We start from the raw sequence: 23,538 nt of genomic DNA, 5'->3' as shown, positions 1-23,538 counted from the left end.
CACCTCCGCCAGCTCCGCGACACGCTCAACGCCCAGTTCACCGAGACTGTCAGTACCCCATGCGATGCTGAACACGAGCAGGTGGCCTAACGATCACCTCGGGGCCGCCACCGAAGTTCAACGGAACTCGGGACATCCTCGGTTCGATGCGACGGGGGGAATGACCCGACAGACCCGACGGGGGTGCACCTAACGAACGAAGGTGGGTGGCTCCAGATGGCTACCGTTAGTGCTTCTTCTGGCAAGTTCCGGTTCGCGCAGGACTTCAAGCTCAACACGCTCGACATCGTCGTCGCCGTCCTCCTGGGGATCATCCAGGCGGTGATCGAGATCGTCGGCGCGTTGGGATTCCTCGAACGCACGGTCTGGCTGGGCGGTTCTGCCGGCTTCGCGTTCTATGCAATCTACAACGGCCTCACGTGGTTGCTCTACTTCGCCGGTGCCTACCTGCGCAAGCGAGCCGGTGTGATCGTCTTGGCAGCGGTCGTCACGGGCCTGATCCGCTGGTTCTTCGGTGACCCGGACGGCCCGATCCTGTTGTGGTACGCGCTGTTCCCGTCCATCGGCGCGCTCGCGGTGTTCTGGCTACTGCGGTGGCGCAGCCAGAACCTGCTGTTCGCGCTCACCAGTGGTGCGGCCAGCGGCCTCAACCAGGTCGCGCTGTTCGTGGTGCTCGGCGGCTTCAAGCTGGCCGGCGGCGCGATGTGGGGCCTGATCTCCATCCTGGTCGGCTTCCTCGGCGGTCTGGTCTGGGGCATCGCCGCCAGATACCTCGGCAAGGGGCTGCAGAAGGCCGGTGCGCCGACCGTGCAGGAACCGCCGGCGCGGCAAGGTTCCGCGGACAGCTACGCGTAGGGCGGCGCGGAAGGGAAAGGGAGCGCCGATGCCTCCTCCGGCACTTGCCGTGGAGAACTACAGCTTCTGGTACGACGCCAGCAGCTCCGACCGTCCCGAGCTCGAGGACGTCTCGTTCGAGGTGACGCGCGGCGACTTCGTGCTCATCCTGGGCATGAGCGGGTCGGGCAAGAGCACCCTGGCGTTGAACCTGGTCGGGATCTACCCGGACTTCTTCGGTGGCAAGAACGAGGGCAGGGTGCTCATCGACCACCAGGAGAAGGGGTTGGTGAACCGGCGCGAGCTGACGCCGAGCGAGCGCTTCCAGTGCGTGAACATGCTGTTCCAGAACCCCGAGGACCAGATCGTCACGCTCACCGTCGAGGAGGAGATCGGGTTCGCGCTCGAGAACTACCTGATCCCTACGTCGGAGATCGACGCGCGGATCGACAGGGCGCTGGATCTGGTGGCATTGAAGGGATTCCGCACCCGGTCGACGAGCAAGCTCTCCGGCGGCGAGAAGCAGCGGGTCGCACTCGCGGCGATGCTCGCGATGCAGCCGCGCGTGCTGATCCTGGACGAGCCGACGTCGAACCTCGACCCGGTCGGCACCGACGAGGTGCTCGGCGCGATCGACCGGATCAGGGAGCACAGCGACACCACCCTGCTCGTGGTGGAGCACGAGGTCGACGCGGTCTTCCGGAAGGTCGACAAGGTACTGCTGGTCGATGGGGCGAAGGTGCACGGCCCTAGCGACCCGCGCGAGTTCCTCGCCGAGCACGGTCTGGACGTACGCGACCGGCTCGGTCTGTGGATCCCGCAGGCGGCGGAGGTGGCGCTCGAGCTGCGGTCGCGCGGCGTGTCGCTTCCGCAGCTGCCGCTGGACGCGGCCGAGCTCGTCGCCGGGGTGCGCGAGCGGGTCGAGCTCGGCCGGGCGCCCGAGCCGGTGGCCGAGCCGCCGTCGCAGGCCGGTGAGGCGGTGATCGAGGCCAGGGACGTGCACTTCTCGTACTCGTCGCAGCCGGACGTCCTGCGCGGTGTGGACCTCGAGGTGCGCCGGGGCGAGCTGCTCGCCATCGTCGGGCAGAACGGCTCGGGCAAGTCGACGCTCGCCGCGCACCTCAACGGTCTGCACAAGCCGACGCGTGGCGAGGTGCTGGTCGAGGGGAAGCTGACCACGAAGTACAAGTTCGCCGACCTGGTGCGGCGGGTGGCGTTCATCTTCCAGATGCCGGAGAAGCAGTTCGTGCGCAACACCGTCGAGCACGAGATGGCGCACGGCCTGCACGCGATGAAGTACGACCCGGCGGAGATCGGGCAGCGGGTGGATCGCTACCTCGACAGCGTCCGGCTGCAGGACCGCAAGTCGGCGAGCCCGTACGTGCTCAGCCACGGCCAGAAGCGCAGGCTGTCGGTCGCGTGCATGGTCATCACCGAGCCGGACGTCGTCGTGCTCGACGAGCCCACGTTCGGGCAGGACTACCAGCAGGCGCAGCGGTTGATGCTGCTGCTGCGTGAGCTGGCCGACGCCGGGGCCGCGGTGGCGTTCATCACGCACGACATGCGCCTGGTCGCGGAGTACGCCGACCGCTGTGTGGCCATGTGCGAGGGCGAGGTCATCTTCGAGGGCACCGCCCTCGAGCTGTTCGCCCGCACCGACGTGCTCGAACGTGCCAGGCTGAAACGGCCGGCGGTGTACGAGTTCTCGCACGCGCTGTTCGGCGCGCCGACCGCCGACACCGGCTGGGTGATCGACCACATCGAGGAGGCCGCCGGTGTCTGATCTCGAACTCTCGTACCGGGACGCGAACTCGTTCTTCCACCGGATGGACCCGGTCTCGAAGACGCTGTTCATCGTCGGGGTCTCGTTCGTCGCGATCTTCAACGCGAACATCTACGTCGGGTTGACGTTGTTCCTGTTCTGCTTCGCGTGCGCGGCGTTCTTCACCGGCGTCTCGCTGCGCACCTACTGGGTCTTCGGCCGCGTGCTGCTGCCGTTCATCCTCATCCTGACGCTGGTCTTCCCGTTCTTCTACCACGGCCAGGTCAGCGCAGGCTCCGCGGACATCGCGATCCACACGCCGATCAAGGACCTCACCTGGAGTGCGCTCGGCTTCGGTGCGCTGCTGGCGCTGCGGTTCGGCGCGATCGGCATCTCCGGGCTCATCTTCGCGTTCACCACCCACCCGAGCGACCTGGTGCAGAGCTTCTCCAAGGTCGGGCTCAGCTACCGGTTCGTGCATGCTCCGGTGCTCGGCCTGGTGCTGTTCCCCGCGTTCCTGTTGCTCGGCAAGGACATCTCCACCACGCAACGGATCCGCGACCTCGGTCACGACACCAACTGGCTGGTGCGCCGCTGGCGGCGGGGCCGGCATCTGGCGTTCGCCATGATTGTGCTCGGGCTGCGCAACGGTCAGACGCAGGCGATGGCACTGGACATCCGTGGCTACGGCGCCCACAAGTCGCGCACCTACATGCGGGCGTTGCCGTCGAGCACGAGCGGCAGGGTGTTCGGATGGGCGTTCTTCGCCATCTCCATCGCGTACCTCGCCGTGCAGATCACCCAGCTGTCCGGCGCCATGCCGTGGGATCTCGGTCAGTGAGGGAGGGCTCTATGGAGGAACCGAAGGTCAGGATCGTGCCGGCCGACATGCGGTCGACGGACACGCCGCAGACGCCCGGACTCTTCCGCGAGGTCGCGTTCGACGGGCGCAACCCGGACGCCAAGCGGCTCAGCGCGTTCCTGAGCACGGTGGAGCCGGGTGCGGCGACGGGTGCACACCACCACGGCGACCAGGAGACGGTCCTCTACGTGTTGTCGGGCATCGCCAGGTTCCGGTGGGGCGACCGGCTCGAGCACGTCGCGGAGGCCGACGTTGGCAGCTTCGTCTTCATCCCCGCGCACGTCGTGCACCAGGAGATCAACGGTTCGGCCGACGACGAGACCGCGTGGGTGGTCGTCAGGTCCGACCCGAACCCGATGGTGGTGAACCTGCCCGACCTCGACCATCTCGCCGAGCAGGCGATGCGCAGCATCGTCGCGCCTGAATGACCGCCAACACCGACGGAGGTTTGTCGAACGTGCCAGCCGATCTCTACCCGACCGCGGTCGTGGACATCCACAACCACTTCATCCCGCCCGAGCTCGTCGCGGATGCCAGGAAGGGCAAGGTGCTCGACGGCATCACGCTCGACCGGGCCGGCGGGCAGGACTGGCTCGTCCACCCGCAGGGGTTCAGGTACCCGTTGAACCCCGGGTTCTACGACCTCGACTACCGGGTCGCGGAGATGGACAAGCTCGGCACCGACTTCCAGGTCGTCTCCATCGCGCCACCGATGTTCATCTACTGGGCGGAGTCGTCCATCGCCGTCGACTTCGCGAAGCTGGCGAACGACTCGCTGGCGAAGTTCGTCGGCGAGTCCGGCGGCCGGATGGCGGCGGTCGCGACGCTGCCGATGCAGGACCCGGACGCGGCTGCGGCGGAGCTGGAGCGCGCGGTGACGACGCTGGGCCTGTGCGGCGCGGAGATCGCCCCGGTGATCGAACGTACGCCGCTGGACGACCCGAGCCTCGTGCCGGTGCTCGAGACGGCGCAGCGGCTCGGCGTGCCGCTGATCCTGCACCCGACGTATGTCGGCGACAAGCCGGGCCTGGAGGACTTCTACCTGACCAACCTGGTCGGGAACCCGCTGGACACGTGCGTCAGCGCGGCACGGTTGATCTTCAGCGGCGTGCTCGACAGATTGGCGGCGCTCGAGCTGGTGCTGATGCACGGCGGCGGCTTCTTCCCGTACCAGATCGGCAGGTTCGACCACGGGTACCGGGTTCGTACGGAGTCGAGCGGGCCGGCGCAGCAGCCGTCGAACTACCTGACCAGGTTCACCTACGACACCGTCACGCACGACCCGCGCGCGTTGGACTTCCTGATCAAGCTGGTAGGCGCGGACCGGGTCGCGTACGGCACCGACTACCCGTACGACATGGCGGGCGGCTCGCTGCCCAACCAGCTGGCCGACATCCAGCTGGCACCGGAGGACCACCAGCGCATCGCCGCGGCGAACGCGCAACGGCTGTTCGGCCTGCCGGCCGGCGTCCTCGCCGGCTGACCGGACGCCCGATGGCTACGCCGTCAGGTCCGCGGGTCGCCGTCGTCGGCGGCTCGCTCGGCGGGTTGACGGCCGCCCTGCTGTTGCGCGACGCCGGGTGCGACGTGGGCGTGTACGAGCGGTCGCGGACCAAGTTGCAGAGCCGGGGCGCCGGCATCGTCGTGCACGAGCTGACCGTCCGCTACCTGGTGGAGCGCGAGCTGCTCGACCTCGACGACGTGAGCGTCGGCGCGAGCTGGTGGCGGTACGTCGACAGCGCCGGCGAGGTCGTGCACGAGGAGTCGTGCCGGCACCGGTTCACGTCCTGGAACACGTTGTACCGGGCGATGCTTGACCACTTCGACGCGCAGCGCTACCACCTGGGCAGCGAGATGACCGGGTTCGAGCAGCGGCACGACGGCGAGACCGGCTGCGACCTGCTGGTGTGTGCCGACGGGGCGGCGTCGGCGGCGCGTGCCGTGCTGCAGCCGGACGCCGTCGCCCGCTACGCGGGGTACACCGGGTGGCGGGGCACGGCCGAGGAGGCGGCGCTCACCGACGCGACGCTGACCGAGCTCGCCGACGCGATCACGTACCACGTGCTGCCGGGCAGCCACCTGCTGACGTACCCCATCCCCGGCCTCGACGGGGCCAGGGAGCGCGGGCGCCGGCTGATGAACTTCGTCTGGTACCGCAACGTGCCGGCGGGCACGGAGTTCGAGGCGCTGATGACCGACAGCGCCGGGGTCTACCGTCCGTTGTCGGTGCCGCCCGGCATGCTGCGGGAGGAGTACGTCGCGGAGCTGGCCGCGGCGGCCGACGTGCTGCCGCCGGCGATGGCGGAGGTCGTGCGGTCGACGGCGGAGCCGTTCATCCAGGGCATCTTCGACGTCGCCGTACGCCGGATGGCGTTCGGCCGGGTGTGCCTGATCGGCGATGCGGCGTTCTGCGCGCGTCCGCACGCGGCGGCAGGCACAGCGAAGGCGGCCGCGGACGGGTGGGCGCTGGCCGACGCCGTACGCAAGCACGACGGCGACGTGGTCGCGGCACTGCAGGCCTGGGAGCCCGGCCAGCTCGACCTCGGCCGCAACCTGGTCGAGCGCAACAGGGAGATGGGTGAGCGCAGCCAGGTCAGGCACACCTGGTGGCCTGGCGACCCCAGCCTCGCGTTCGGCCTGCGGGGTCCGGGCGACTGACAGCTGCGCCGTGACTGCGTTCGGTCACGGTTCGTGTGACACCTGCAACCGGCCATCCGCGGTGGGAGAATGGGCGCCGACGACGGGTACGTGGGGCAGCCTTGGAGGTCGTCATGCCGGAGGACCGATCACCCGGGGATGATCCGACGCCACCTCGCGGTGGCGTCTACGAGTGGTATCAGCGCGGTCTGTCGCTGCTGGCCGCGGGCAGTCCGGCCGCAGCGCTGCAGCTCTTCGAGCGGGCGGCCGACGCCGAGCCCACCAAGCACAGCGTGCGGGAGGCACTGGGCCGCGCGCAGTACGATGCAGGACAGTACGCCGCGGCAGCGGAGAGCTTCGCGATCATCGTGGACGAGAACCCGGTGGACGACTACGCGTTGTTCGGGTTGGGGCTCGCGGCGACGCGCAACGGTGAGCTCGACAGGGCCGTCGAGCACCTCACCGTCGCCGTAGCACTGCGACCGGAGCGGCCGCACTACCGAAAAGCGCTTCGGGTCGCCCGAGCGCGAAAGGCAGTCAGTTGACCCCACCGGCACCGGTGCTGAAGGAATCCACCCAACCACTCGCGGCCGAGTACGACACCGCGCTGCTCGACCTCGACGGCGTCGTGTACCTCGGCGACCACGCGGTGCCAGGTGCGGTGGCCGGCCTGGCGTCCGCAAGGGCCGCCGGCATGCGGGCGGCGTTCGTGACGAACAACGCCTCCCGTCCGCCGGACGTGGTCGCGGAGCAGCTGCGCGGGCTGGGCGTCGACGCGGCCGTCGACGACGTCGTCACGTCCGCGCAGGCGGCGGCCCACCTGATCGCCGACAAGGTGCCGGCCGGCGCGCCGGTGCTGGTGCTCGGCGGCGCCGGGCTCTGGACGGCGGTCAGCGAGAGCGGCCTGCGGGCGGTGACGTCCGCCGCCGACGAGCCGGTCGCCGTCGTGCAGGGCTTCAGCAGCGACCTCGACTACGCGCAGCTGGCCGAGGGTGCGCACGCGGTCCGCGGCGGCGCGATGTTCGTGGCGTCCAATATGGACATCACCCTGCCCGGGCCGCGTGGCCCGATGCCGGGCAACGGGTCGCTGGTGCAGGTGCTGCGCATCGCTACCGGCGTCGACCCGGTGTCCGCGGGCAAGCCGGAGCCTGCGCTGTACGAGGAGGCGATGCGGCGCAGCGGCGCGTGCAAGCCGCTGGTCGTCGGGGACCGGCTGGACACCGACATCGCGGGCGCCGTACGTGCGGTCGTCGACAGCCTGCTGGTGCTCACCGGCGTGTCGCAGCCGGCCGACGTGGTGCGCGCACCGGCCGAGATGCGGCCGAACTACCTGGCGTCCGACCTCGCCGCGCTGACCCGGCCGCAGCCGGCGGTCGTGCCGGTGGCCGACGGCTGGCGGTGCGGATCGTGGACCGCCGCGGTGGTCGACCGTGAGCTGCAGCTGCAGGGTTCGGGCGCCTTTGACGACGGGCTGCGCGCACTGTGCGCCGCAAGCTGGGCCGAGCCGAGCCCGCCGGACGCCGGGGCGGCGCTGGCCGCGCTGGGCGCGGGCTGAGCCTCAGACCAGGCTGTACGTGACGAACGAGACGGCGATGTACTGCGCCGTGTAGCCGACCACCGTGCACGCGTGGAAGACCTCGTGGAAACCGAACCAGCGAGGGCTCAGCCGCGGGCGCTTGAGCGCGTAGACCAACCCACCGACGGTGTACGCGAGCCCGCCGGCGAGCACCAGCACGAACGCGGCTATGCCGCCGCCGGTGAGCAGCTGCGGGAAGACGAACACGGCGACCCAGCCCAGCCCGACGTACAGCGGGGTGTACAGCCAGCGCGGCGCGTTCAGCCAGAACAGCCGGAACACTACGCCGAGGATCGCGCCTGTCCAGACCACCGTGAGCACGGCGATCCGGGGCCCGCCGGACATGGCGAGCAACGCGATCGGGGTGTAGGTGCCGGCGATGATCAGGTAGATGTTGGAGTGGTCGAGCCGGCGCAGCAGGGCGTGCACGCGGGCCGTCCAGGTGCCGCGGTGGTAGATCGCGGAGACGCTGAACAGCAGCAGTGAGGTCAGCGCGTACACCACTGCCGCGAGCCGCGCGAGCGGCGAAGGCGCGAGCGCGGTGAGCACGATGCCGGCGGCGAGCACGAGCGGCGCCATGCCGGCGTGCAGCCAGCCGCGTAGCTTCGGCTTCAGCCGGGCGAGGTCCTCGGTGCCGGGGAGGTGGTCGCCTACGGTGGCAGGCGGCTGGGTGGCCACGGGCGTCCTCCGGGGCTCGGGGCGTACGTTACTCACGAGTAACGTATCTGGGTGCTGCGATGTTCCCTAGAGCATCGCCTTGAGCTTCAGTATGTCCATCATGCTGGCCTCCACCTTGACCCGCTTGGTGAGCCAGGCCTTGGCCATGTCCAGGCTGCCGTCCACCATCGCGACCAGGTCGTCGCTGGTCGCCGTGAACCGGATCTGCGCCTTCGGCTGCGGCTGCGTGGTGACGTCGACCAGCTCACCGCGGCGCAGGGTGCCGTGGAACGTGACGTCGAGGTCGCTGACGTGACAGCTGAGTGTGCGCTCGCCCAGGCCGGACTTGTCGCCGGACTCCTGGATCTTCTGGGCGAGTCCGTCGATCGCCTGCTGGCACTCCTCGAGTGTCGCCATCGGTTGCCTCCGCTCGGTCCGGTGCCGACGCGGCACCCGGTGATCACGGTAGCGCCTGCCGATCCCGGCGGGGGCTTGCCTCGCCGGGATCGGGACGCGGGGGATATCTGCGTCGGATGCGGTGGCGGGGGAGGTAGCGTTCTTCGCGCAGAGGCTCCACGTCGGAAGGAGAGGCCGTGACCGAGGCGCAGGGCCAGCACGATCGACCCGGCCCACCGGCCGAGGAGGAGACGGCACCCACCGAGCAAGGTGTGTCGGATGCGGCCACTGAGACCCACGTGACGCACGAGGCAGCCGCACCCGCCCCATGGCTCGCCCCACCCGCCGAGCCGGCAGCCGAGCCAGCCGAGCTACCGGCGGACGAGCCGGCGGCCGCGGAGCCAGCACCGGAGGCCGAGGCAGCGGTGGCCGAGCCAACCGAGCTACCGGCGCCAGCCGAGCTACCGGCGGCGGCCGACGAGCCGGCGGCTGCGGAGCCAGCGGCGGTGGCCGAGCCGATGGCCGACCCGGCGGCGGGCGACCCAGACCCAGTGGCGGCGGAGCCGCCGATCCAGCCAGCGGTCGCGGAGCCGATCGACCCGTCGGCGGCCGAGTTCTGGGCTGCAGGTCCAGCGGTGACCGACCCAATGGCCGAGCCGTCGGCGTCGCCGGGGGAGGCCGAGCCCGACGCGCCGGGCGCCGAGCCCTATGCGGCCGAGCAGGAGCCGGTCGACAGCTACCCGGAACCAGTCGACCTCGACGCCGCCGACGCGGGCGCCACCGACGCCGGCGAGCTCGACGTGGCTGGCCCTGGTGCCGAGGCCGCGGGCGTGCCGGCGGAGCGGGCGCCCGAGCCGGCGATGCCGGAGCCGCCGGGGACGGGGGAGGCGCGGGTGGACGAGGTGGTTGCGCCGCTGCAGCTGCTGGCAGACCGGCCGACCGAGGAGCACGTCGGCGCGTACGAGGCCGCACATGCGGGCCTGCAGGACGTGCTGGCCGATCTCGATCGCGAGACCGACGGCGACTGATGATGACCGACGCCCGGCTCGACGTCGTGCTGGTCCGGCGTGGCCTCGCCAGGTCGCGGCGGGAGGCGCACGACCTCGTCGGCGCCGGCCGGGTGGCCGTCGCCGGGCGGACGGCGACGAAGCCGGGCCGGCCGGTCGCGGACGACGCGGCGATCGAGGTCGACCGGCCGGCGGCCGAGTACGTGGCCAGATCGGGGCGGAAGCTCGCCGGCGCGCTCACGGCGTTCGGCCAGGACGGGCTGCACGTCGAGGGTCGCCGCGCGCTTGACGCCGGCGCGTCCACCGGCGGGTTCACCGACGTCCTGCTGCGCGCCGGCGCCGCCGAGGTGCACGCCGTCGACGTCGGCTACGGGCAGCTCGCGGCGTCGATCCGCGCCCACCCCGCGGTACGCGTCCACGAGCGCACGAACGTCAGGGAGCTGACGCCCGACGCACTGGGCGGTCGGGTCGCCCTGGTTGTCGCGGACCTGTCGTTCATCTCGCTGACGCTGGTACTGCCCGCGCTCGCCCGGTGCGCGACACCGGACGCCGACCACGCGCTGTTGGTGAAGCCGCAGTTCGAGGTGGGCCGGCAGGCGGTGGGCGGCGGCGTCGTGCGGTCCCCGCAGCTGCGTGCGGACGCGGTGACCGCGGTCGCGGCGGCCGCGCGCGAGTGCGGCCTCGGCGTGCGCGGGCTGGTCGAGAGCGACGTCCAGGGTGCGCACGGGAACGTGGAGTACCTGCTCTGGCTGCGCGCCGGCGCAGGCCTGGACATCGAGGCAGCGGTACGTGAGACGGTGCTCGGAGGAGGATGAGCGCAGCAGAGGACAGGGCGGGCGGGCGGTCGGCGACCCCCGTGCTGCTGGTCGTACACACCGGCAGGCAGGCCGCCGTGCGCAGCGCCCAGCTGCTGATCAAGCACCTGTCGGAGAGTGAGGTGCCGGTACGCATCCTCACCGACGAGGCGGCCGCGCTCGACGTGCACGACCTGCCCGGGGTCGAGGTCACCGCCTCGGGTGAGGCGGCCGCGGCCGGCGCCCAGCTGGTGGTGGTGCTCGGCGGCGACGGCACCCTGCTGCGGGCGGCCGAGCTGGCCCGTCCCGCCGGCACCCCGCTGCTCGGCGTCAACCTGGGCCACATCGGCTTCCTCGCGGAGGCCGAGCGGGAGGACCTCGCCGCCCTGCTCGGCCGGATCGTGCACGTCCAGTACGACGTCGAGGAGCGGATGACGCTCGACGTACGCGTCTTCAGGGACGGCGAGGAGGTCGCCGCCACCTGGGCGCTGAACGAGGCGTCGGTGGAGAAGACCGACAGGGAGCGGATGCTCGAGCTGGTGGTCGGCGTGGACGGCCGCCCGCTTTCGCGGTGGGGCTGCGACGGCGTGGTGTGCGCAACCCCGACCGGCTCGACGGCGTACGCGTTCTCCTGTGGCGGCCCCGTGGTGTGGCCGGAGGTGGCGGCGTTGCTCGTGGTGCCGATCAGCGCGCACGCGCTGTTCGCCCGTCCGTTGGTGGTGTCGCCGAGCTCGTCCATCGTCGTGCAGGTCGCCGCCGACCGACCCACGCACGGCGTGCTGTGGTGCGACGGCCGGCGTGCGCTCGAGCTGCCGCCCGGTGCCCGGGTGGAGGTACGCCGCGGCGAGCTGCCGGTGCGGCTGGCCAGGTTGCATCCGCACCCGTTCAGCGATCGGCTGGTGGCGAAGTTCGGCCTGCCCGTCCAGGGCTGGCGGGGCCAGTCGACCGACACGGCCGGTGAGGCGGCGCAGTGATGTTGGAAGAGATGCGCATCGACGGGCTGGGCGTCATCGACGAGGCGGTGCTCGAGCTGGCGCCCGGCCTCACGGTGCTGACCGGCGAGACCGGCGCGGGCAAGACGATGGTGGTGACGGCGCTCGGCCTGCTGCTCGGCGGCCGCGCCGACGCCGGCCGGGTGCGTCCCGGCCATCCGCGGCTGTCGGTGGAGGGCCGGGTGTGCGTACCCGCCGATAGCACCGTGGTAACGCGCGCGGCCGACGCCGGCGCGGAGCTGGACGACGGCGCCCTCATCCTCGCCCGCACCGTCGGCGCGGAGGGCAGGTCGCGCGCGTTCCTCGGCGGCCGTACGGTGCCGGCCAGCCTGCTCGCCGAGATCGGCGCCGAGCTGGTGGCCGTGCACGGCCAGGCCGACCAGCAGCGGCTGCTGCAGCCGGCGAGGCAGCGCGCCGCACTGGACAGCTACGCCGGGTCGAACGTGGCGAAGCCACTGGCCGTGTTCCGCGAGCGCTACGAGAAGCACCGCGAGGTACGGGAGACGCTGGACGAGCTCACCACGAAGGCGCGCGAGCGCGCCCAGGAAGCCGACCTGCTGCGGCTTGGGCTCGCCGAGGTGGAGCAGGTCGAGCCGGTGGCCGGCGAGGACGCCGAGCTGGCCACCGAGGCGGAGCGGCTCGCACACGCGGACGCGCTGCGTACGGCGGCGGAGACCGCGCACGCCGCGTTGCTCGGTGACCGCGACGAGGCCGCGGCGCAGGGCACGGACGCGGCCTCGCTGGTGGCCGGCGCGCGGCAGACGCTCGACGGCATGCGCGACCACGACCCGGAGCTCGCGGCGCTGGCCGACCGGCTCGCCGAGGTCGGCTACCTGCTCACCGACTGCGGCGGCGAGCTGGCGTCGTACGCGACGTCGGTGGAGGCTGACCCGGCGCGGCTCGCGGCGGTCGAAGAACGGCGGGCGGCGCTCGGCGCACTGACGAGGAAGTACGGCGACGACGCGGACGCGGTGCTCGCCTGGGCACGCGACGCGGCCGCCAGGCTCACCGAGCTGGACGGCGACGACGAGCGGATCGGGGAGTTGCAGCAGACCGAGGCGGCGCTGGCGAAGGAGCTCGACGAGCTGGCCGCAAAGCTGACCAAGGCCAGGCAGCGCGCCGCGGTGAAGTTCGGCAAGGAGGTGTCGGGGGAGCTCGCCGACCTCGCCATGCCGGACGCCACCGTCGAGGTGGTCGTGTCGCCGGCCGAGAAGCGCGGGCCGACGGGTGACGACGCCGTCGAGGTGCTGCTGACCCCGCACCCGGGTGCGCCCGCGCGCCCGCTGCACCGCGGCGCGTCCGGCGGTGAGCTGTCCAGGATCATGCTCGCGGTGGAGGTGGTCTTCGCCGGCGCGGACCCGGTGCCCACGTTCGTCTTCGACGAGGTGGATGCCGGCGTGGGCGGCAAGGCGGCGGTCGAGGTGGGGCGCCGGCTGGCGCGGCTGGCCGCCAACTCGCAGGTGGTCGTCGTGACGCACCTGCCCCAGGTGGCCGCGTTCGCCGACCGCCACCTGCTGGTGCGCAAGGACGCCGAGGGCACGTTCACCAGCAGCGGCGTGACCACACTCGACGATGACGGCCGGGTGCGCGAGCTCGCCCGGATGCTCGCCGGCCTGGAGGACTCCGAGCTCGGCCAGGCGCACGCCGAGGAGCTGCTCGACATGGCCGCGGCCGACCGCAGCGGACGTACCTGAGCCCGGTAGGATCCGGGCTGCCAACCCCTTCGAAAGGATTCGCGAGCGGTGTACGAGAAGACCCTGGTCATCCTCAAGCCAGACGCCTACGCGCGTAGCCTCACCGGTGAGATCATCGCGCGGTTCGAGCGCTGCGGCCTGCGGTTGGAACAGATTCGCGTGTCCCGGGGAGAGAACGCGATCATCGACGACCACTACCCGCGCGACGAGGATTGGTTGGGCGCCGTCGGCGGCAAGACGCTCGCCGACTACGAGCGGCTCGGCATCTCCGCGCAGGAGAAGCTCGGCACCGACGACGCGGTGCAGATCGGGCAGCAGGTACGCAGCTGGCTGGTCGAGTTCATGCAGAGCGGCCCGCTGGTGCCGATGGTGCTGTCCGGCAACCGCGCCGTGGAGACCGTACGCAAGCTGGTCGGCAACACGCTGCCCGTCTCGGCCGCACCCGGCACCATCCGCGGCGACTACAGCTCCGACTCCGCCGACCTGGCCAACGACGAGACCCGTCCGGTAAGGAACCTGATCCATGCCTCAGGCGATCTAGAAGAGGCCGAGCGGGAGATCAAGCTCTGGTTCCCCACCCTCGGCGAGACCGTTACCTAGCGGGCCGGTGCGGCCCGGCCCGCTGATCGTGGAAGGCGGAGCCGGATGGCCGAGAGCAGTTTGCCGGACGAGGGCACCCGATACGAGGTAGCCACGGAGATCCTCCGCGCCCTGCACGCGGACGCAGTACGGCGGCAGCACCGGGGCGAGGCGGACAGGTACTGGGAGTTGCGGCGCGGGCTGTTCCGTGCGTCGGCCGCCGAGGTCGAGCGGCTGATCGCGGAGTACGGCCCGCAGGCGCGGCGGCTGGTCACCCAGGGCTGATGAATCCCAGCTCGATCCCAACCTGCACGTCCTACCTTCTGGGGAAACATCGGCGACGGTTCCACGAGCTCATCGTGCCGGTGCTCGACCGGACGCCGCCGGTGGACGACCCGTGGGCGATCGTCGTGGGCGGCCGCGCCGGGGCAGGCAAGGGAGGTGCTCAAGCGCTCGCTGCTGCGGACGTGGGAAGCGGACGCGGCCCGCGCGGGCCGGGAGTTCGTGCAGCCGGTGGAGCTCGGCACCGACGAGATGCGGCACGTCCACCCGCAGTGGTTCAAGCTGCTCAGGCAGGAGGACCACACGGCCGCGTTCTACACCACCAGGGACTGCCGGCAGTGGGTGGACGAGTCCGTCCCGTACGTGACGACACCGCACCCCGACGACCCCGGCAAGGGCGGTTCCAAGCCGGTGCTCTTCGACGTGCAGCTCAACGACCCGAAGCGGGGTCGCAGCCTGCTCGAGCAGTTCCAGCAGGCCGAGTACCCATTGCGGGTGGCGTACGCCGGGGATCCCGTGGCGCTGAGCCAGCTGAACGCACTGGACCGGTACGCCCAGATGCAGGCCGAACTGGGTGGCGGCCGGTTCGCGGCCAACCCGGAGAACTCCGACCCTGGGATCCTGGCGACGGCCGAGATGATCGACCGCAACAGGCTGGCGCCCACCGAGATCTACCGCAGCATCGGCACTGTCGAGAACCCCAGGCACGAGCTGGTCTACCGGAGCTCCCCGGAGGAGCAGGGCCCCGGACGTCCGTCCCCGACGGCGGCAGTGCTGCGCCGCCAGTGGGAGCTGCCGTGGAGCCGCGAGCCGACGGCGACGTTCGCCGACCGTGCCCGCGGCCTGATGCGTCGTCTCGAGCCGCGGTGGTACCCGGAGCTGGCGAAGGCGGTGCGCTCGGCGCAGCCGTACGCACACCAGGGCGTCGACCTGCGGCCACTGCTGAAGGACCTGGACCGGGCGCGGCCGAGAGCGGAGGCGACCCGCAGGGCAGAACCGCACCGGTTAACCCCGGTACGGTGTCCGGTTGGTCAGAAAAATCGGGACACCGGGGCGTGGTGTTGCCGGGAAGTGACGCGCTGTCGTGTCACGATGTCAGCGCGATGAAAGTACCTACCATGCGCCGCCAGAAGCACGAGCGACTACCCGGGATCGCCGGCACCGCCCGTGTCGGCAGACGTACCAAGGAGCTGACCAAGCGTCTCGCGCCCGGTGACATCGCGGTGATCGACCAGGTCGACCTGGACCGCGTCACCGCGGAAGCGTTGGTCGCCCGCCGGGTCGCGGCGGTCGTCAACGCGGCGCCGAGCAGCAGCGGCCGGTACCCGAACGTCGGTCCCGAGGTGATCGTGGCCGCGGGCATCCCGCTGGTCGACCAGGTCGGCGACGACTTGCTGACCACGCTCGACGACGGCATGCGGGTGCGGCTCGACGGCGACGCGCTGTACGTCGGCGACCGGCTGGTGGCCAGCGGCGTCGAGCAGACCGAGGCGACCGTCACCCAGGCGCTCTCGGAGGCCAAGGCCGGTCTCTCCGTGCAGATGGAGGCGTTCGCCGCCAACACCATGGAGTACCTGAAGCGGGAGGCCGAGCTGCTCCTCGACGGCGGTGGCATCCCGCCGATCAGGACGCGGCTGCGCCGCCGGCACTGCCTCGTGGTGGTGCGCGGGCACCGCTGGCGCGACGACCTCCGTGCACTCCGGCACTACATCAAGGAGTACCGCCCGGTGCTGATCGGCGTGGACGCCGGTGCCGACGCGCTGCTCGAGGCGGGCTACCGCCCGAACCTGGTCGTCGGCGACATCGACACGATGTCCGACCGCGCGCTGCACTGCGGCGCGGAGATCGTGATGCACGGGTACCGCGACGGCCGGGTCCCCGGCAAGGAACGCGTCGACGATCTCGGTGTGGAAGCACCGATATTCACGGCGACCGGCAGCGGTGAGGACCTCGCCATGCTGCTCGCCGACGCCGCGGGCGCGAGCCTGATCGTCGGGGTCGGGACGCACGCGACGCTCGTCGACTTCCTCGACAAGGGCAGCGGGGGCATGGCCAGTACGTTCCTCAGCAGGCTGCGCATCGGCGGCAAGCTGGTCGACGCGAAGAGTGTCAGCCGGCTGCACCGTCCTCGCATCACCGGCAGGTCGCTGGTGGCGATGGTCGTCGCGTGCCTGATCGCCATGGTCGTCGCTGGCGTGATCTCGCCGGTCGGCGGCGTGTTCTTGACCTTCCTCCGAGAGCTGATCAGCGGGTTGGGCTCGTGATCGATTTCCGTTACCACCTCGTCTCCATCATCGCCGTCTTCCTTGCCCTGGCGATGGGCCTCGTGCTCGGCAGCACGGTGCTCAACGACATCGTCCTGCGCAGCACCACGCAGACCGCCGACGACCTGAGTGACCGCAACGAAGAGCTGCGCGGTGACCTGCGGTCGCTCGAGGACGGCGAGCGCACCACCGGGCAGTTCGTGGAGACGATGGCTCCGCGGCTGCTCGCCGACGAGCTGAAGAGCAAGCGGGTCGTGGTGTTCGCCGCCCCGGGTGCGGACCGGAGCCAGGTGCGGCAGGTGTCCGACGGCGTGGACATGGCCGGCGGCACCGTGACCGGCACCGTCACCCTGCGGAACACGTACGTGGACAAGCGCAAGGTGGGCGTGCTCGGCGGCCTCACCGACACCCTCGGCAAGAGCACCGAGCTCGACATGCCCACCGACGCCGTCCCGGCGGAACGCGCCGCGTACCTGCTCGCGAACGCCACGGTCACCAAGGACGAGGAAGCGCTCGGCAAGACCGACGACGACGCGACCGGCACGCTGACCGCGTTCGAGGAGGCGAAGTTCCTCGACCTCAGCGGTGCGCCGCAGAAGCGTGCGTCGCTCGCCATCGTGGTGGGGCCGGCGGAGAAGTACGCCGGCAACCAGGCGTCCGTGGGCAACGACTCGACCGTCGCGCTGGCCAGCTACCTGGACGAGACCGGAGCGGGCACCGTGCTGACCGCGCCGAGCGACTCCGCCGGCCGGGGTGGCGTGGTGACCGCGCTACGCGACGACCAGGGCGCCCAGGAGTCCGTCTCCACGGTGGACAACCTGGACACCCCGCCCGGGTACGTGGTGACGACGCTGGCGCTGGCGCTGGACGGCAACGGCTCCACCGGCCAGTGGGGCTCCGGCGCCGGTTCGGACGCCGTGGCGCCTTCCCCGTCCGCCGGCAGCGACTCTTAGCCGGACACACCGCGATGCCGACAGGTCACCCGACGGCGTGGCGGTCGCCGGCTCGTCCGCGGAGTTGTTAGCCTGGAATCCCGTGGGACGGACGTCGTCAGGCACGTTCGGTGAACAACGGGAGCGAGTGTTGGCACACTCTGGGGCCACCAAGCACATCTTCGTCACCGGCGGCGTCGCGTCGTCGCTGGGTAAAGGACTGACCGCCTCCAGCCTTGGCATGTTGCTGAAGGCCCGCGGGCTTCGCGTCACGATGCAGAAGCTCGACCCCTATCTGAACGTCGATCCGGGCACGATGAACCCGTTCCAGCACGGCGAGGTGTTCGTCACCGACGACGGCGCCGAGACGGACCTGGATATCGGCCACTACGAGCGGTTCCTCGACACCGAGCTGCAGGGCCGGGCGAACGTCACCACCGGCCAGGTGTACTCGACGGTGATCGCGAAGGAGCGCCGCGGCGACTACCTCGGTGACACGGTGCAGGTCATCCCGCACATCACCAACGAGATCAAGGCGCGCATCCGGCGGATGGCGACCGACGACGTCGACGTGGTGATCACCGAGGTGGGTGGCACCGTCGGCGACATCGAGTCGCAGCCGTTCCTCGAGGCGGCCAGGCAGGTGCGGCACGAGGTCGGCCGCGAGAACGTGTTGATCATCCACGTCTCGCTGGTGCCGTACATCGGCCCGTCCGGGGAGCTGAAGACCAAGCCGACGCAGCACTCGGTCGCCGCGCTGCGGCAGGTCGGCGTGTCGCCGGACGCGATCGTCTGCCGCTGCGACCGGGTCGTCCCGACGAGCACCAAGCGCAAGATCAGCTTGATGTGCGACGTGGACGAGGACGCCGTCGTCGCCGCGCCGGACGCGCCGAGCATCTACGACATCCCGAAGGTGCTGCACTCCGAAGGCCTCGACGCCTACGTCGTGCGGCGGCTCGGGCTGCCGTTCCGCGACGTCGACTGGACGGCCTGGGACGAGCTGCTCGAGCGGGTGCACCACCCGACCCGTGAGGTGACGGTCGCGCTGGTCGGCAAGTACATCGACCTGCCGGACGCCTACCTGTCGGTCACGGAGGCGCTGCGTGCCGGCGGTTTCGCGCACCGTACGAAGGTGGAGATCCGCTGGGTGGCCAGCGACGAGTGCGCCACGGTGGAGGGCGCGGCGCGGGAGCTCGACGGCGTGCACGCGGTGTGCGTGCCCGGCGGGTTCGGTATCCGCGGCGTGGAGGGCAAGATCGGCGCGATCCGGCATGCCAGGGAGAACCGCATCCCGTTCCTCGGTCTGTGCCTCGGCCTGCAGTGCGCCGTCGTCGAGTTCGCGCGCGACGTGGCCGGGCTGCTGGAGGCGGACAGCGCCGAGTTCGAGCCGACCACGCCCGACCCGGTGATCTCCACCATGGAGGACCAGGTCGACGTGGTGGCGGGGGAGCGCGACATGGGCGGCACCATGCGGCTCGGCCTGTACCCGGCGGAGCTGACCGAGGGCACTCTCGTGCGCGAGGCGTACGGCGTGCCGTTCGTGAAGGAACGGCACCGGCACCGCTACGAGGTGAACAACGCCTACCGCGGGCAGCTGGAGGCGGCCGGGCTGGTGGTCTCCGGGCACTCGCCGGACGGCCGGCTGGTGGAGTACGTCGAGCTGGCCAGGGACGCACACCCGTACTTCGTCGCCACGCAGGCGCACCCGGAGCTGCGGTCCAGGCCAACCCGCCCGCACCCACTGTTCGCCGGGCTGATCGCCGCGGCGGTGAAGCATGCCGAGGGCCTCGGCGACTGGCCGCGGGAGCAGGCCGAGGAGATCGCCGAGCTGGCGAAGATCGAGAAGGCCGTGCACGCGTGAACCACCCCGCGGGCGTGGAGCTGTGGACCGGACCGATCGTCGACGAGCACGGCAGGCTGCCGGTCACGAAGACCGAGGTCGGTTTCCACGGCAAGGTGTGGGACGTCGTACGCGACACCGTCGAGCTGGGTGCCGCAGGACCGGCCGTACGTGACTACATCGCCCACCCGGGTGCGGTCGCGGTGCTCGCGCTCGACGAGCAGGAGCGGGTACTGCTCGTGCGGCAGTACCGGCACCCGGTCGGCGCGTTCCTGTTCGAGCTGCCCGCCGGCCTGCGCGACATGGACGGCGAGACGCCGCTGGACGTCGCGCGCCGCGAGCTGCACGAGGAGACCGGTTACGAGGCGGACGAGTGGCGCACGCTGACCGACGTCTACCTCAGCCCTGGCGCGTCCGCGGAACGGGTGCGGGTGTACCTGGCCCGTGGCATCTCCGCACACGCGACCGGTCGTCCGCTCGACCTGCACGGCGAGGAGCTCGGCATGCCGATCGTTTGGGTGCCGCTCGCCGACCTCGTCCAGGGGGTGCTCGCCGGCGAGCTGCACAACCCCAGCCTGCAGACCGGCGTACTGGCCGCCTGGGTGGCCCGCGCCGACGGCTTCGGGTCGCTGCGTCCGGCGGACGCGCCGGAGGCCGGGTAGGCCGTCAGCGCTTCGCGCGGCGCGGTTTGAACACCGAGAGCGCGGTGCTCGTGGTGTACATGGTGGTGGAGACGAATGCGGCGGCAACCAGGCCGCTGCCCGGGTCGGCGACGTCTGCCAGCTGACCTGCCGGCGTCGCCGCGACGATCGCCACCGCGTCGTGGATGGTCGGCAGCAGCGACACCTGGATCAGCACCACCGGCACCGCGGTGAGCAGGAACTTGGCGAACACCCACTTGTGCTTCAGCAGCCCCCAACGGGTCCCGAACGCCAACACCAGCCCGGTGCCGAACGCGGTCAGGCTGACGGGTGTGAGCAGCAGGTCCCCGAGCATCCCGAGCGCGTTGTACGCGGTGTGCTGCCGAACCGGGTCGGCGGTCGTGTAACCGGTCACCGCGAGCACGATGTTCGCCATGCTCAGCCCCAGCCACCCCACCGACGAGATGACGTGCAGCAGCAGCACCACCTTCCGCGCACGAACGGGAAGCAGCGGCAGCCGCCTCGCGGACCGGACTGCCCGCCGCCGCGTGCGTACAGTCGTCGGCTCCACCGGCAAGGTCGCCGTCATCTCGATCACCTCACTCCGTCACCGCCAATCGTCGCGGACCACCCCCTCCCGTACGTCCGCCCACGAGCGACAGCACACGTACGCCCCCTGACGTACGCCGCTGAGCCACACCGGCGAACCGCGGCTGCGCCCCCTATGCTTGGCGCATGCCTGCTGGTGCACTCCCTACCGCAGCGGCGCAGGCCGGCGACCGGCGTGCCGACGGTGTCGCCGCGGCGATCGAGACGGTCGGCGACGCCTGGTCGTGGCTGGTGCTGCGCGAGGCGGTGGTGTGCGGGGTCACCCGGTTCGACGCGTTCCAGCAGCATCTGGGCGCGGCCAGGTCGACGCTGAACGCGCGGCTGGACAGCCTGTGCGCAGGCGGTCTGCTGACGAAGCGGAACCGGGCGACGGCGGCCAAGCCCGAGTACGTGCTCACCGAGGCCGGTGAAGCGTTCGTGCCGTGTCTGCTGATGGCGATGAACTGGGGTGACACCTGGCTACCGGCGCCGGCCGGGCCGCCGCTGACCGTCGAGCACAGCCCCTGTGGTTCGACCGCGCCGACCCAGGTGCGGTGTTCGGAGTGTTCGAAGCCGGTCGCCGCTCGGGACGTCGAGTTCGCCGACGTGCCACCGGCGCCTGTGCCGACGCCGAGGGGACGCACCAGGGTGCCGGGACTGGAGCTGCTGGAACGCAACGGTCCCTGCTCGATCGCGCGCACGCTGAAGGTCACCGGCGACCGGTGGAGCAGCTTGGTGCTGCGGGGCAGCTTCTTCGGCATCCGTCGGTTCGACGAGTTCGAGCAGGCCCTGGGCATCGCGTCGAACATCCTGTCGCAGCGGCTGAGCCGCTTGGTGAAGGTCGGGGTGCTGCGCAAGAAGCCGTATGCCAGCCGTCCCGTCCGCTACGAGTACCGACTGACCGAACAGGGCCTCGACCTGTACCCGATGTACCTCGCCATGCTCGCCTGGGGGGTGGAGAGGACGGGTGCGAACCCGCAGGGGGTGCTGCTGCGGCATACGCCGTGCGGTTCCCGGCTGGCACCAGTCGTGGCGTGCTCGACCTGCGGACACGACGTCAGGTACGGAGACCTGCGGTTCCACGAGCACATGGGCCACGACCGGATCTAGTCGAGGTGCCCGCCCGGTCGGTAGCGGCCGTCGAACACCTGCTTGGCGAGGGTCCTGCGCTGGATCTCGTCGCTGCCTTCGTAGATGCGGAGCAGGCGCAGATCACGCACCCAGAGTTGGATCGGCAGCTCCTGCGTGTAGCCCATGCCACCGTGGATCTGCAGCACGCGGTCGGCGATCTCGTTTACCCAGGCGGCCACGTTGAGCTTCGCCATCGCGGACGTCGCGACGCGTTGCTGCGGCGCGTGATCGGCTGACCAGGCGGCAAGCAGCGTGAGATACCGTGCGGCCTCCAGCTGTGCCGTGGAGTCGGCGACCATCCACTGGATGGCCTGGTGCTCCCGCAGCTTCTTGCCGAACGTCTGCCGCACATCGGCGTACTCGACGGCCATCCCAAGCAGCCGTTCGGCTGCGCCGACTGCCCGTGACGGCAGGATGTACCGGCCGCGTCCGATCCACTCCATCGCCAGCCGGAAGCCGTCACCGACCTCGCCGAGCACGTTCGCCGCGGGGACCCGCACGTCGTCGAACGACAACGCTGCGGGCTCAGCCTGGCCCATCGTCTTGATCGGCGTCGAGGTGAACCCCATGCTCCGTTCGACCAGGAAGGCAGTGAACGCGTCGCGGTGGTCGGCCTGCGGCTCGGTGCGGGCGATCACGATGGCGAGGTCGGCGTCCATGCCGTGCGTGATGAACGTCTTCGCGCCGTTGATGACCCACTCGCCACCCTGTCGGCGGGCAGTGGTTCTGATGGCGGTCAGATCGGACCCTGCGTCGGGTTCGGTGGCGGCGAAGCACGACACGAGCTCGCCCGAGATGGTCGGCAGCAGGTACCGCTCCCGCTGTTCGGGGTCGCAGTGGAACAGGATGTTGTCGGCGTCGCCGCCGAGATGGAACCGTACGATGCTCCGGCCCAGCTCCGTGTGCAGCAGCGACTGGGTGACCGCATCGAGTCCCATGCCGCCGTACTCCACCGGCGTTGCCGGCCCCCAGAAGCCGAACTCCTTCGCTTGAGCTGGACGGCGCGCAGCTCGTCCCTGGTGAGACCCTCGTTCGTATCCGCCTGGCGGCGCAGCAGCACTGCCTCGAGCGGAACGACTTCGTTGCTGACGAAGGCGCGCGCCGTCTGCTTGACGGCGCGCTGCTCGTCGGTGAGGTCGAAGTCCATGCTCACTCCCCGGTGAACGAAGCGGCGCGCTTCTCGAAGAATGCGGTGATGCCCTCGCGGAGGTCCTTCGTACCGAACATCGTCTCGTAGTTACGCCGCTCGATGTCGAGACCGACGGGGAGAGGTGCGTCCAGGCCACCCCGGACCGCTGCCTTGATCGCACGGGTGGTCAGCGGTGGCAGCGCGGCGATCTGCCCGGCGAGTTCCAGCGCCCGGGGCGTCGCATCTTCGGCCACCACCTCCGCGACGAGTCCGAGTTGGTGGGCCCGCTCGGCGTCGATCCTGGTGCCGGTGAGTAACAGGTAGAGCGCATTGCTCCTACCGACGAGCCGCGGCAGCTGCTGTGTGCCGCCGCCGCCGGGCACGATGCCGAGGTTCACCTCGGGCTGTGCGAAGCGCGCGGTATCGGAGGCGATGATGAAGTCGCACTGCATGGCGAGCTCGCACCCGCCGCCGAGGGCATACCCGTTCACGGCCGCGATCACCGGTCGTGGGAAGTCCCAGACCGGTCTGGACGCGGGCGTCTGCATGGCACCGACGACGTCGCGGTCGGCCTGCTCACCCAGGTCCGCACCCGCGGCGAAGGCGCGCTCGTCCCCGGTCAACACCACGGCACGGACGTCGGACGACGCCAGCTCACCGAACACCCGAGCCAGCTCGGTACGTACCTCGGCGTTGAGCGCGTTCCGCTTCTCCGGCCGGTTGATCTTGACCAGGGCCACGTTCGCGGCGGGACGTTCGAGCAGGACGACGGACATCGATGCTTCCACCTAACTACTTCAACCTGAAAAATGGTGGGCTGGGGTGACCTGGTTCGTGTTCGGTGGGTTTCTTCGAGCGTGGTCTTCCCGGGTGGCTCTTCACGCGGCCAGTGCACCGATCTTGACCAGGTTGTGGGCGAAGATGCCGTGTCCGCACCAGGT

The 23,538-nt window shown here is 70.8% G+C and carries 24 protein-coding genes and 1 pseudogene; 20 read left to right on the top strand and 5 right to left on the bottom strand.

Translation table 11 applies throughout. The annotated features are described in order from the left end of the window. Positions 1 to 216: 216 nt before the first annotated feature. The 8 genes from GEV07_25700 to GEV07_25665 all read left to right on the top strand — a co-directional run bounded on the left by GEV07_25700 (position 217) and on the right by GEV07_25665 (position 7,650). Complete coding sequence (locus GEV07_25700; protein MQA05963.1) at positions 217 to 855, top strand: hypothetical protein; 639 nt, start codon at positions 217 to 219, stop codon at positions 853 to 855. A gap of 28 nt (positions 856 to 883) precedes the next feature. Further along, the gene (locus GEV07_25695) at positions 884 to 2,617 is read left to right on the top strand and encodes an ATP-binding cassette domain-containing protein (protein ID MQA05962.1); all 1,734 of its coding nucleotides are present in this window, start codon (positions 884 to 886) and stop codon (positions 2,615 to 2,617) included. Continuing rightward, complete coding sequence (locus tag GEV07_25690) at positions 2,610 to 3,437, top strand: hypothetical protein (GenBank protein MQA05961.1); 828 nt, start codon at positions 2,610 to 2,612, stop codon at positions 3,435 to 3,437. The genes GEV07_25695 and GEV07_25690 overlap by 8 nt, the downstream gene beginning before the upstream one ends. A gap of 11 nt (positions 3,438 to 3,448) precedes the next feature. Then, complete coding sequence (locus GEV07_25685) at positions 3,449 to 3,886, top strand: cupin domain-containing protein (protein ID MQA05960.1); 438 nt, start codon at positions 3,449 to 3,451, stop codon at positions 3,884 to 3,886. After that, entirely contained in the window at positions 3,883 to 4,941 is a 1,059-nt protein-coding gene (locus GEV07_25680) for an amidohydrolase family protein (protein MQA05959.1), read from the top strand. Before GEV07_25685 ends, GEV07_25680 begins: the two co-directional genes overlap by 4 nt. Before the next feature lie 11 nt (positions 4,942 to 4,952). Then, the gene (locus GEV07_25675) at positions 4,953 to 6,116 is read left to right on the top strand and encodes a monooxygenase (protein MQA05958.1); all 1,164 of its coding nucleotides are present in this window, start codon (positions 4,953 to 4,955) and stop codon (positions 6,114 to 6,116) included. Positions 6,117 to 6,229: 113 nt separating this feature from the next. Further along, entirely contained in the window at positions 6,230 to 6,640 is a 411-nt protein-coding gene (locus GEV07_25670) for a tetratricopeptide repeat protein (protein ID MQA05957.1), read from the top strand. Between the two features lie 17 nt (positions 6,641 to 6,657). Beyond that, positions 6,658 to 7,650 carry an HAD-IIA family hydrolase gene (locus tag GEV07_25665; protein ID MQA05956.1) on the top strand — a complete coding sequence of 331 codons (993 nt, stop codon included), beginning with the start codon at positions 6,658 to 6,660 and terminating at the stop codon, positions 7,648 to 7,650. Positions 7,651 to 7,653: 3 nt separating this feature from the next. On the opposite strand, the gene GEV07_25660 is transcribed toward GEV07_25665, so the two are convergent. Both GEV07_25660 and GEV07_25655 read right to left on the bottom strand, forming a co-directional pair. Next, positions 7,654 to 8,250: a hemolysin III family protein gene (locus GEV07_25660; protein MQA05955.1), complete on the bottom strand. Its 597-nt coding sequence runs from the start codon at positions 8,248 to 8,250 to the stop codon at positions 7,654 to 7,656. Between the two features lie 165 nt (positions 8,251 to 8,415). Continuing rightward, entirely contained in the window at positions 8,416 to 8,745 is a 330-nt protein-coding gene (locus GEV07_25655) for a sterol-binding protein (protein MQA05954.1), read from the bottom strand. A gap of 176 nt (positions 8,746 to 8,921) precedes the next feature. Between GEV07_25655 and GEV07_25650 the strand changes: the two genes are divergently transcribed. From GEV07_25650 to GEV07_25600, 11 genes are all read left to right on the top strand, one after another. After that, the gene (locus tag GEV07_25650) at positions 8,922 to 9,752 is read left to right on the top strand and encodes a hypothetical protein (protein MQA05953.1); all 831 of its coding nucleotides are present in this window, start codon (positions 8,922 to 8,924) and stop codon (positions 9,750 to 9,752) included. Positions 9,753 to 9,754: 2 nt separating this feature from the next. Further along, positions 9,755 to 10,546 carry a TlyA family rRNA (cytidine-2'-O)-methyltransferase gene (locus GEV07_25645; protein MQA05952.1) on the top strand — a complete coding sequence of 264 codons (792 nt, stop codon included), beginning with the start codon at positions 9,755 to 9,757 and terminating at the stop codon, positions 10,544 to 10,546. Continuing rightward, a complete protein-coding gene (locus GEV07_25640; protein MQA05951.1) occupies positions 10,543 to 11,499 on the top strand; it encodes an NAD kinase in 957 nt (318 codons plus the stop codon). Before GEV07_25645 ends, GEV07_25640 begins: the two co-directional genes overlap by 4 nt. Then, positions 11,499 to 13,211 (top strand): DNA repair protein RecN, encoded by a 1,713-nt coding sequence (gene recN / locus GEV07_25635; GenBank protein ID MQA05950.1) that lies wholly within the window; start codon positions 11,499 to 11,501, stop codon positions 13,209 to 13,211. The genes GEV07_25640 and recN overlap by 1 nt, the downstream gene beginning before the upstream one ends. Positions 13,212 to 13,259: 48 nt before the next feature. After that, on the top strand, positions 13,260 to 13,811 hold the full coding sequence (locus GEV07_25630; GenBank protein ID MQA05949.1) for a nucleoside-diphosphate kinase: 552 nt from the start codon (positions 13,260 to 13,262) through the stop codon (positions 13,809 to 13,811). Between the two features lie 45 nt (positions 13,812 to 13,856). Continuing rightward, on the top strand, positions 13,857 to 14,075 hold the full coding sequence (locus GEV07_25625; protein MQA05948.1) for a hypothetical protein: 219 nt from the start codon (positions 13,857 to 13,859) through the stop codon (positions 14,073 to 14,075). Positions 14,076 to 14,231: 156 nt separating this feature from the next. Continuing rightward, a complete protein-coding gene (locus tag GEV07_25620) occupies positions 14,232 to 15,179 on the top strand; it encodes a hypothetical protein (protein ID MQA05947.1) in 948 nt (315 codons plus the stop codon). Continuing rightward, on the top strand, positions 15,176 to 16,336 hold the full coding sequence (locus GEV07_25615) for a hypothetical protein (GenBank protein MQA05946.1): 1,161 nt from the start codon (positions 15,176 to 15,178) through the stop codon (positions 16,334 to 16,336). Before GEV07_25620 ends, GEV07_25615 begins: the two co-directional genes overlap by 4 nt. Beyond that, entirely contained in the window at positions 16,240 to 17,289 is a 1,050-nt protein-coding gene (locus GEV07_25610) for a copper transporter (protein ID MQA05945.1), read from the top strand. The genes GEV07_25615 and GEV07_25610 overlap by 97 nt, the downstream gene beginning before the upstream one ends. A gap of 130 nt (positions 17,290 to 17,419) precedes the next feature. Next, positions 17,420 to 19,129 carry a CTP synthase gene (locus GEV07_25605; GenBank protein ID MQA05944.1) on the top strand — a complete coding sequence of 570 codons (1,710 nt, stop codon included), beginning with the start codon at positions 17,420 to 17,422 and terminating at the stop codon, positions 19,127 to 19,129. A gap of 35 nt (positions 19,130 to 19,164) precedes the next feature. Next, positions 19,165 to 19,770, top strand: coding sequence for an NUDIX domain-containing protein (locus GEV07_25600; protein ID MQA05943.1), 606 nt, complete (start codon positions 19,165 to 19,167; stop codon positions 19,768 to 19,770). 4 nt (positions 19,771 to 19,774) lie between these two features. Here the strand turns inward: GEV07_25600 and GEV07_25595 are convergent, their stop codons facing one another. Continuing rightward, on the bottom strand, positions 19,775 to 20,338 hold the full coding sequence (locus GEV07_25595) for a hypothetical protein (GenBank protein ID MQA05942.1): 564 nt from the start codon (positions 20,336 to 20,338) through the stop codon (positions 19,775 to 19,777). Positions 20,339 to 20,484: 146 nt separating this feature from the next. On the opposite strand from GEV07_25595, the gene GEV07_25590 reads away from it, so the two are divergent. Continuing rightward, a complete protein-coding gene (locus GEV07_25590) occupies positions 20,485 to 21,447 on the top strand; it encodes a transcriptional regulator (GenBank protein ID MQA05941.1) in 963 nt (320 codons plus the stop codon). Here the strand turns inward: GEV07_25590 and GEV07_25585 are convergent. Together GEV07_25585 and GEV07_25580 are read right to left on the bottom strand one after the other, a co-directional pair. Continuing rightward, positions 21,444 to 22,615, bottom strand: a pseudogene (locus GEV07_25585) (acyl-CoA dehydrogenase). The gene GEV07_25590 and the pseudogene GEV07_25585 sit on opposite strands and share 4 nt — an antisense overlap. 2 nt (positions 22,616 to 22,617) lie before the next feature. Next, entirely contained in the window at positions 22,618 to 23,373 is a 756-nt protein-coding gene (locus GEV07_25580; GenBank protein MQA05940.1) for an enoyl-CoA hydratase, read from the bottom strand. Positions 23,374 to 23,538: the final 165 nt, after the last annotated feature.

The sequence above is a fragment of the Streptosporangiales bacterium genome (assembly GCA_009379825.1).
In the GTDB taxonomy this organism is placed as follows: Bacteria; Actinomycetota; Actinomycetes; order Streptosporangiales; family WHST01; genus WHST01.
This window is presented reverse-complemented; position numbering and strand designations above follow the sequence as displayed.

Excerpts from the sequence above, each read along its gene's own strand:
- GEV07_25700 (MQA05963.1), top strand. The coding sequence starts at position 217 with ATGGCTACCGTTAGTGCTTCTTCTGGCAAGTTCCGGTTCGCGCAGGAC.
- GEV07_25695 (MQA05962.1), top strand. The coding sequence starts at position 884 with ATGCCTCCTCCGGCACTTGCCGTGGAGAACTACAGCTTCTGGTACGAC.
- GEV07_25685 (MQA05960.1), top strand. The coding sequence starts at position 3,449 with ATGGAGGAACCGAAGGTCAGGATCGTGCCGGCCGACATGCGGTCGACG.
- GEV07_25680 (MQA05959.1), top strand. The coding sequence starts at position 3,883 with ATGACCGCCAACACCGACGGAGGTTTGTCGAACGTGCCAGCCGATCTC.
- GEV07_25675 (MQA05958.1), top strand. The coding sequence starts at position 4,953 with ATGGCTACGCCGTCAGGTCCGCGGGTCGCCGTCGTCGGCGGCTCGCTC.
- GEV07_25670 (MQA05957.1), top strand. The coding sequence starts at position 6,230 with ATGCCGGAGGACCGATCACCCGGGGATGATCCGACGCCACCTCGCGGT.
- GEV07_25660 (MQA05955.1), bottom strand. The coding sequence starts at position 8,250 with ATGGCGCCGCTCGTGCTCGCCGCCGGCATCGTGCTCACCGCGCTCGCG.
- GEV07_25655 (MQA05954.1), bottom strand. The coding sequence starts at position 8,745 with ATGGCGACACTCGAGGAGTGCCAGCAGGCGATCGACGGACTCGCCCAG.
- GEV07_25645 (MQA05952.1), top strand. The coding sequence starts at position 9,755 with ATGACCGACGCCCGGCTCGACGTCGTGCTGGTCCGGCGTGGCCTCGCC.
- GEV07_25640 (MQA05951.1), top strand. The coding sequence starts at position 10,543 with ATGAGCGCAGCAGAGGACAGGGCGGGCGGGCGGTCGGCGACCCCCGTG.
- recN (MQA05950.1), top strand. The coding sequence starts at position 11,499 with ATGTTGGAAGAGATGCGCATCGACGGGCTGGGCGTCATCGACGAGGCG.
- GEV07_25625 (MQA05948.1), top strand. The coding sequence starts at position 13,857 with ATGGCCGAGAGCAGTTTGCCGGACGAGGGCACCCGATACGAGGTAGCC.
- GEV07_25615 (MQA05946.1), top strand. The coding sequence starts at position 15,176 with ATGAAAGTACCTACCATGCGCCGCCAGAAGCACGAGCGACTACCCGGG.
- GEV07_25595 (MQA05942.1), bottom strand. The coding sequence starts at position 20,338 with ATGACGGCGACCTTGCCGGTGGAGCCGACGACTGTACGCACGCGGCGG.
- GEV07_25590 (MQA05941.1), top strand. The coding sequence starts at position 20,485 with ATGCCTGCTGGTGCACTCCCTACCGCAGCGGCGCAGGCCGGCGACCGG.
- GEV07_25580 (MQA05940.1), bottom strand. The coding sequence starts at position 23,373 with ATGTCCGTCGTCCTGCTCGAACGTCCCGCCGCGAACGTGGCCCTGGTC.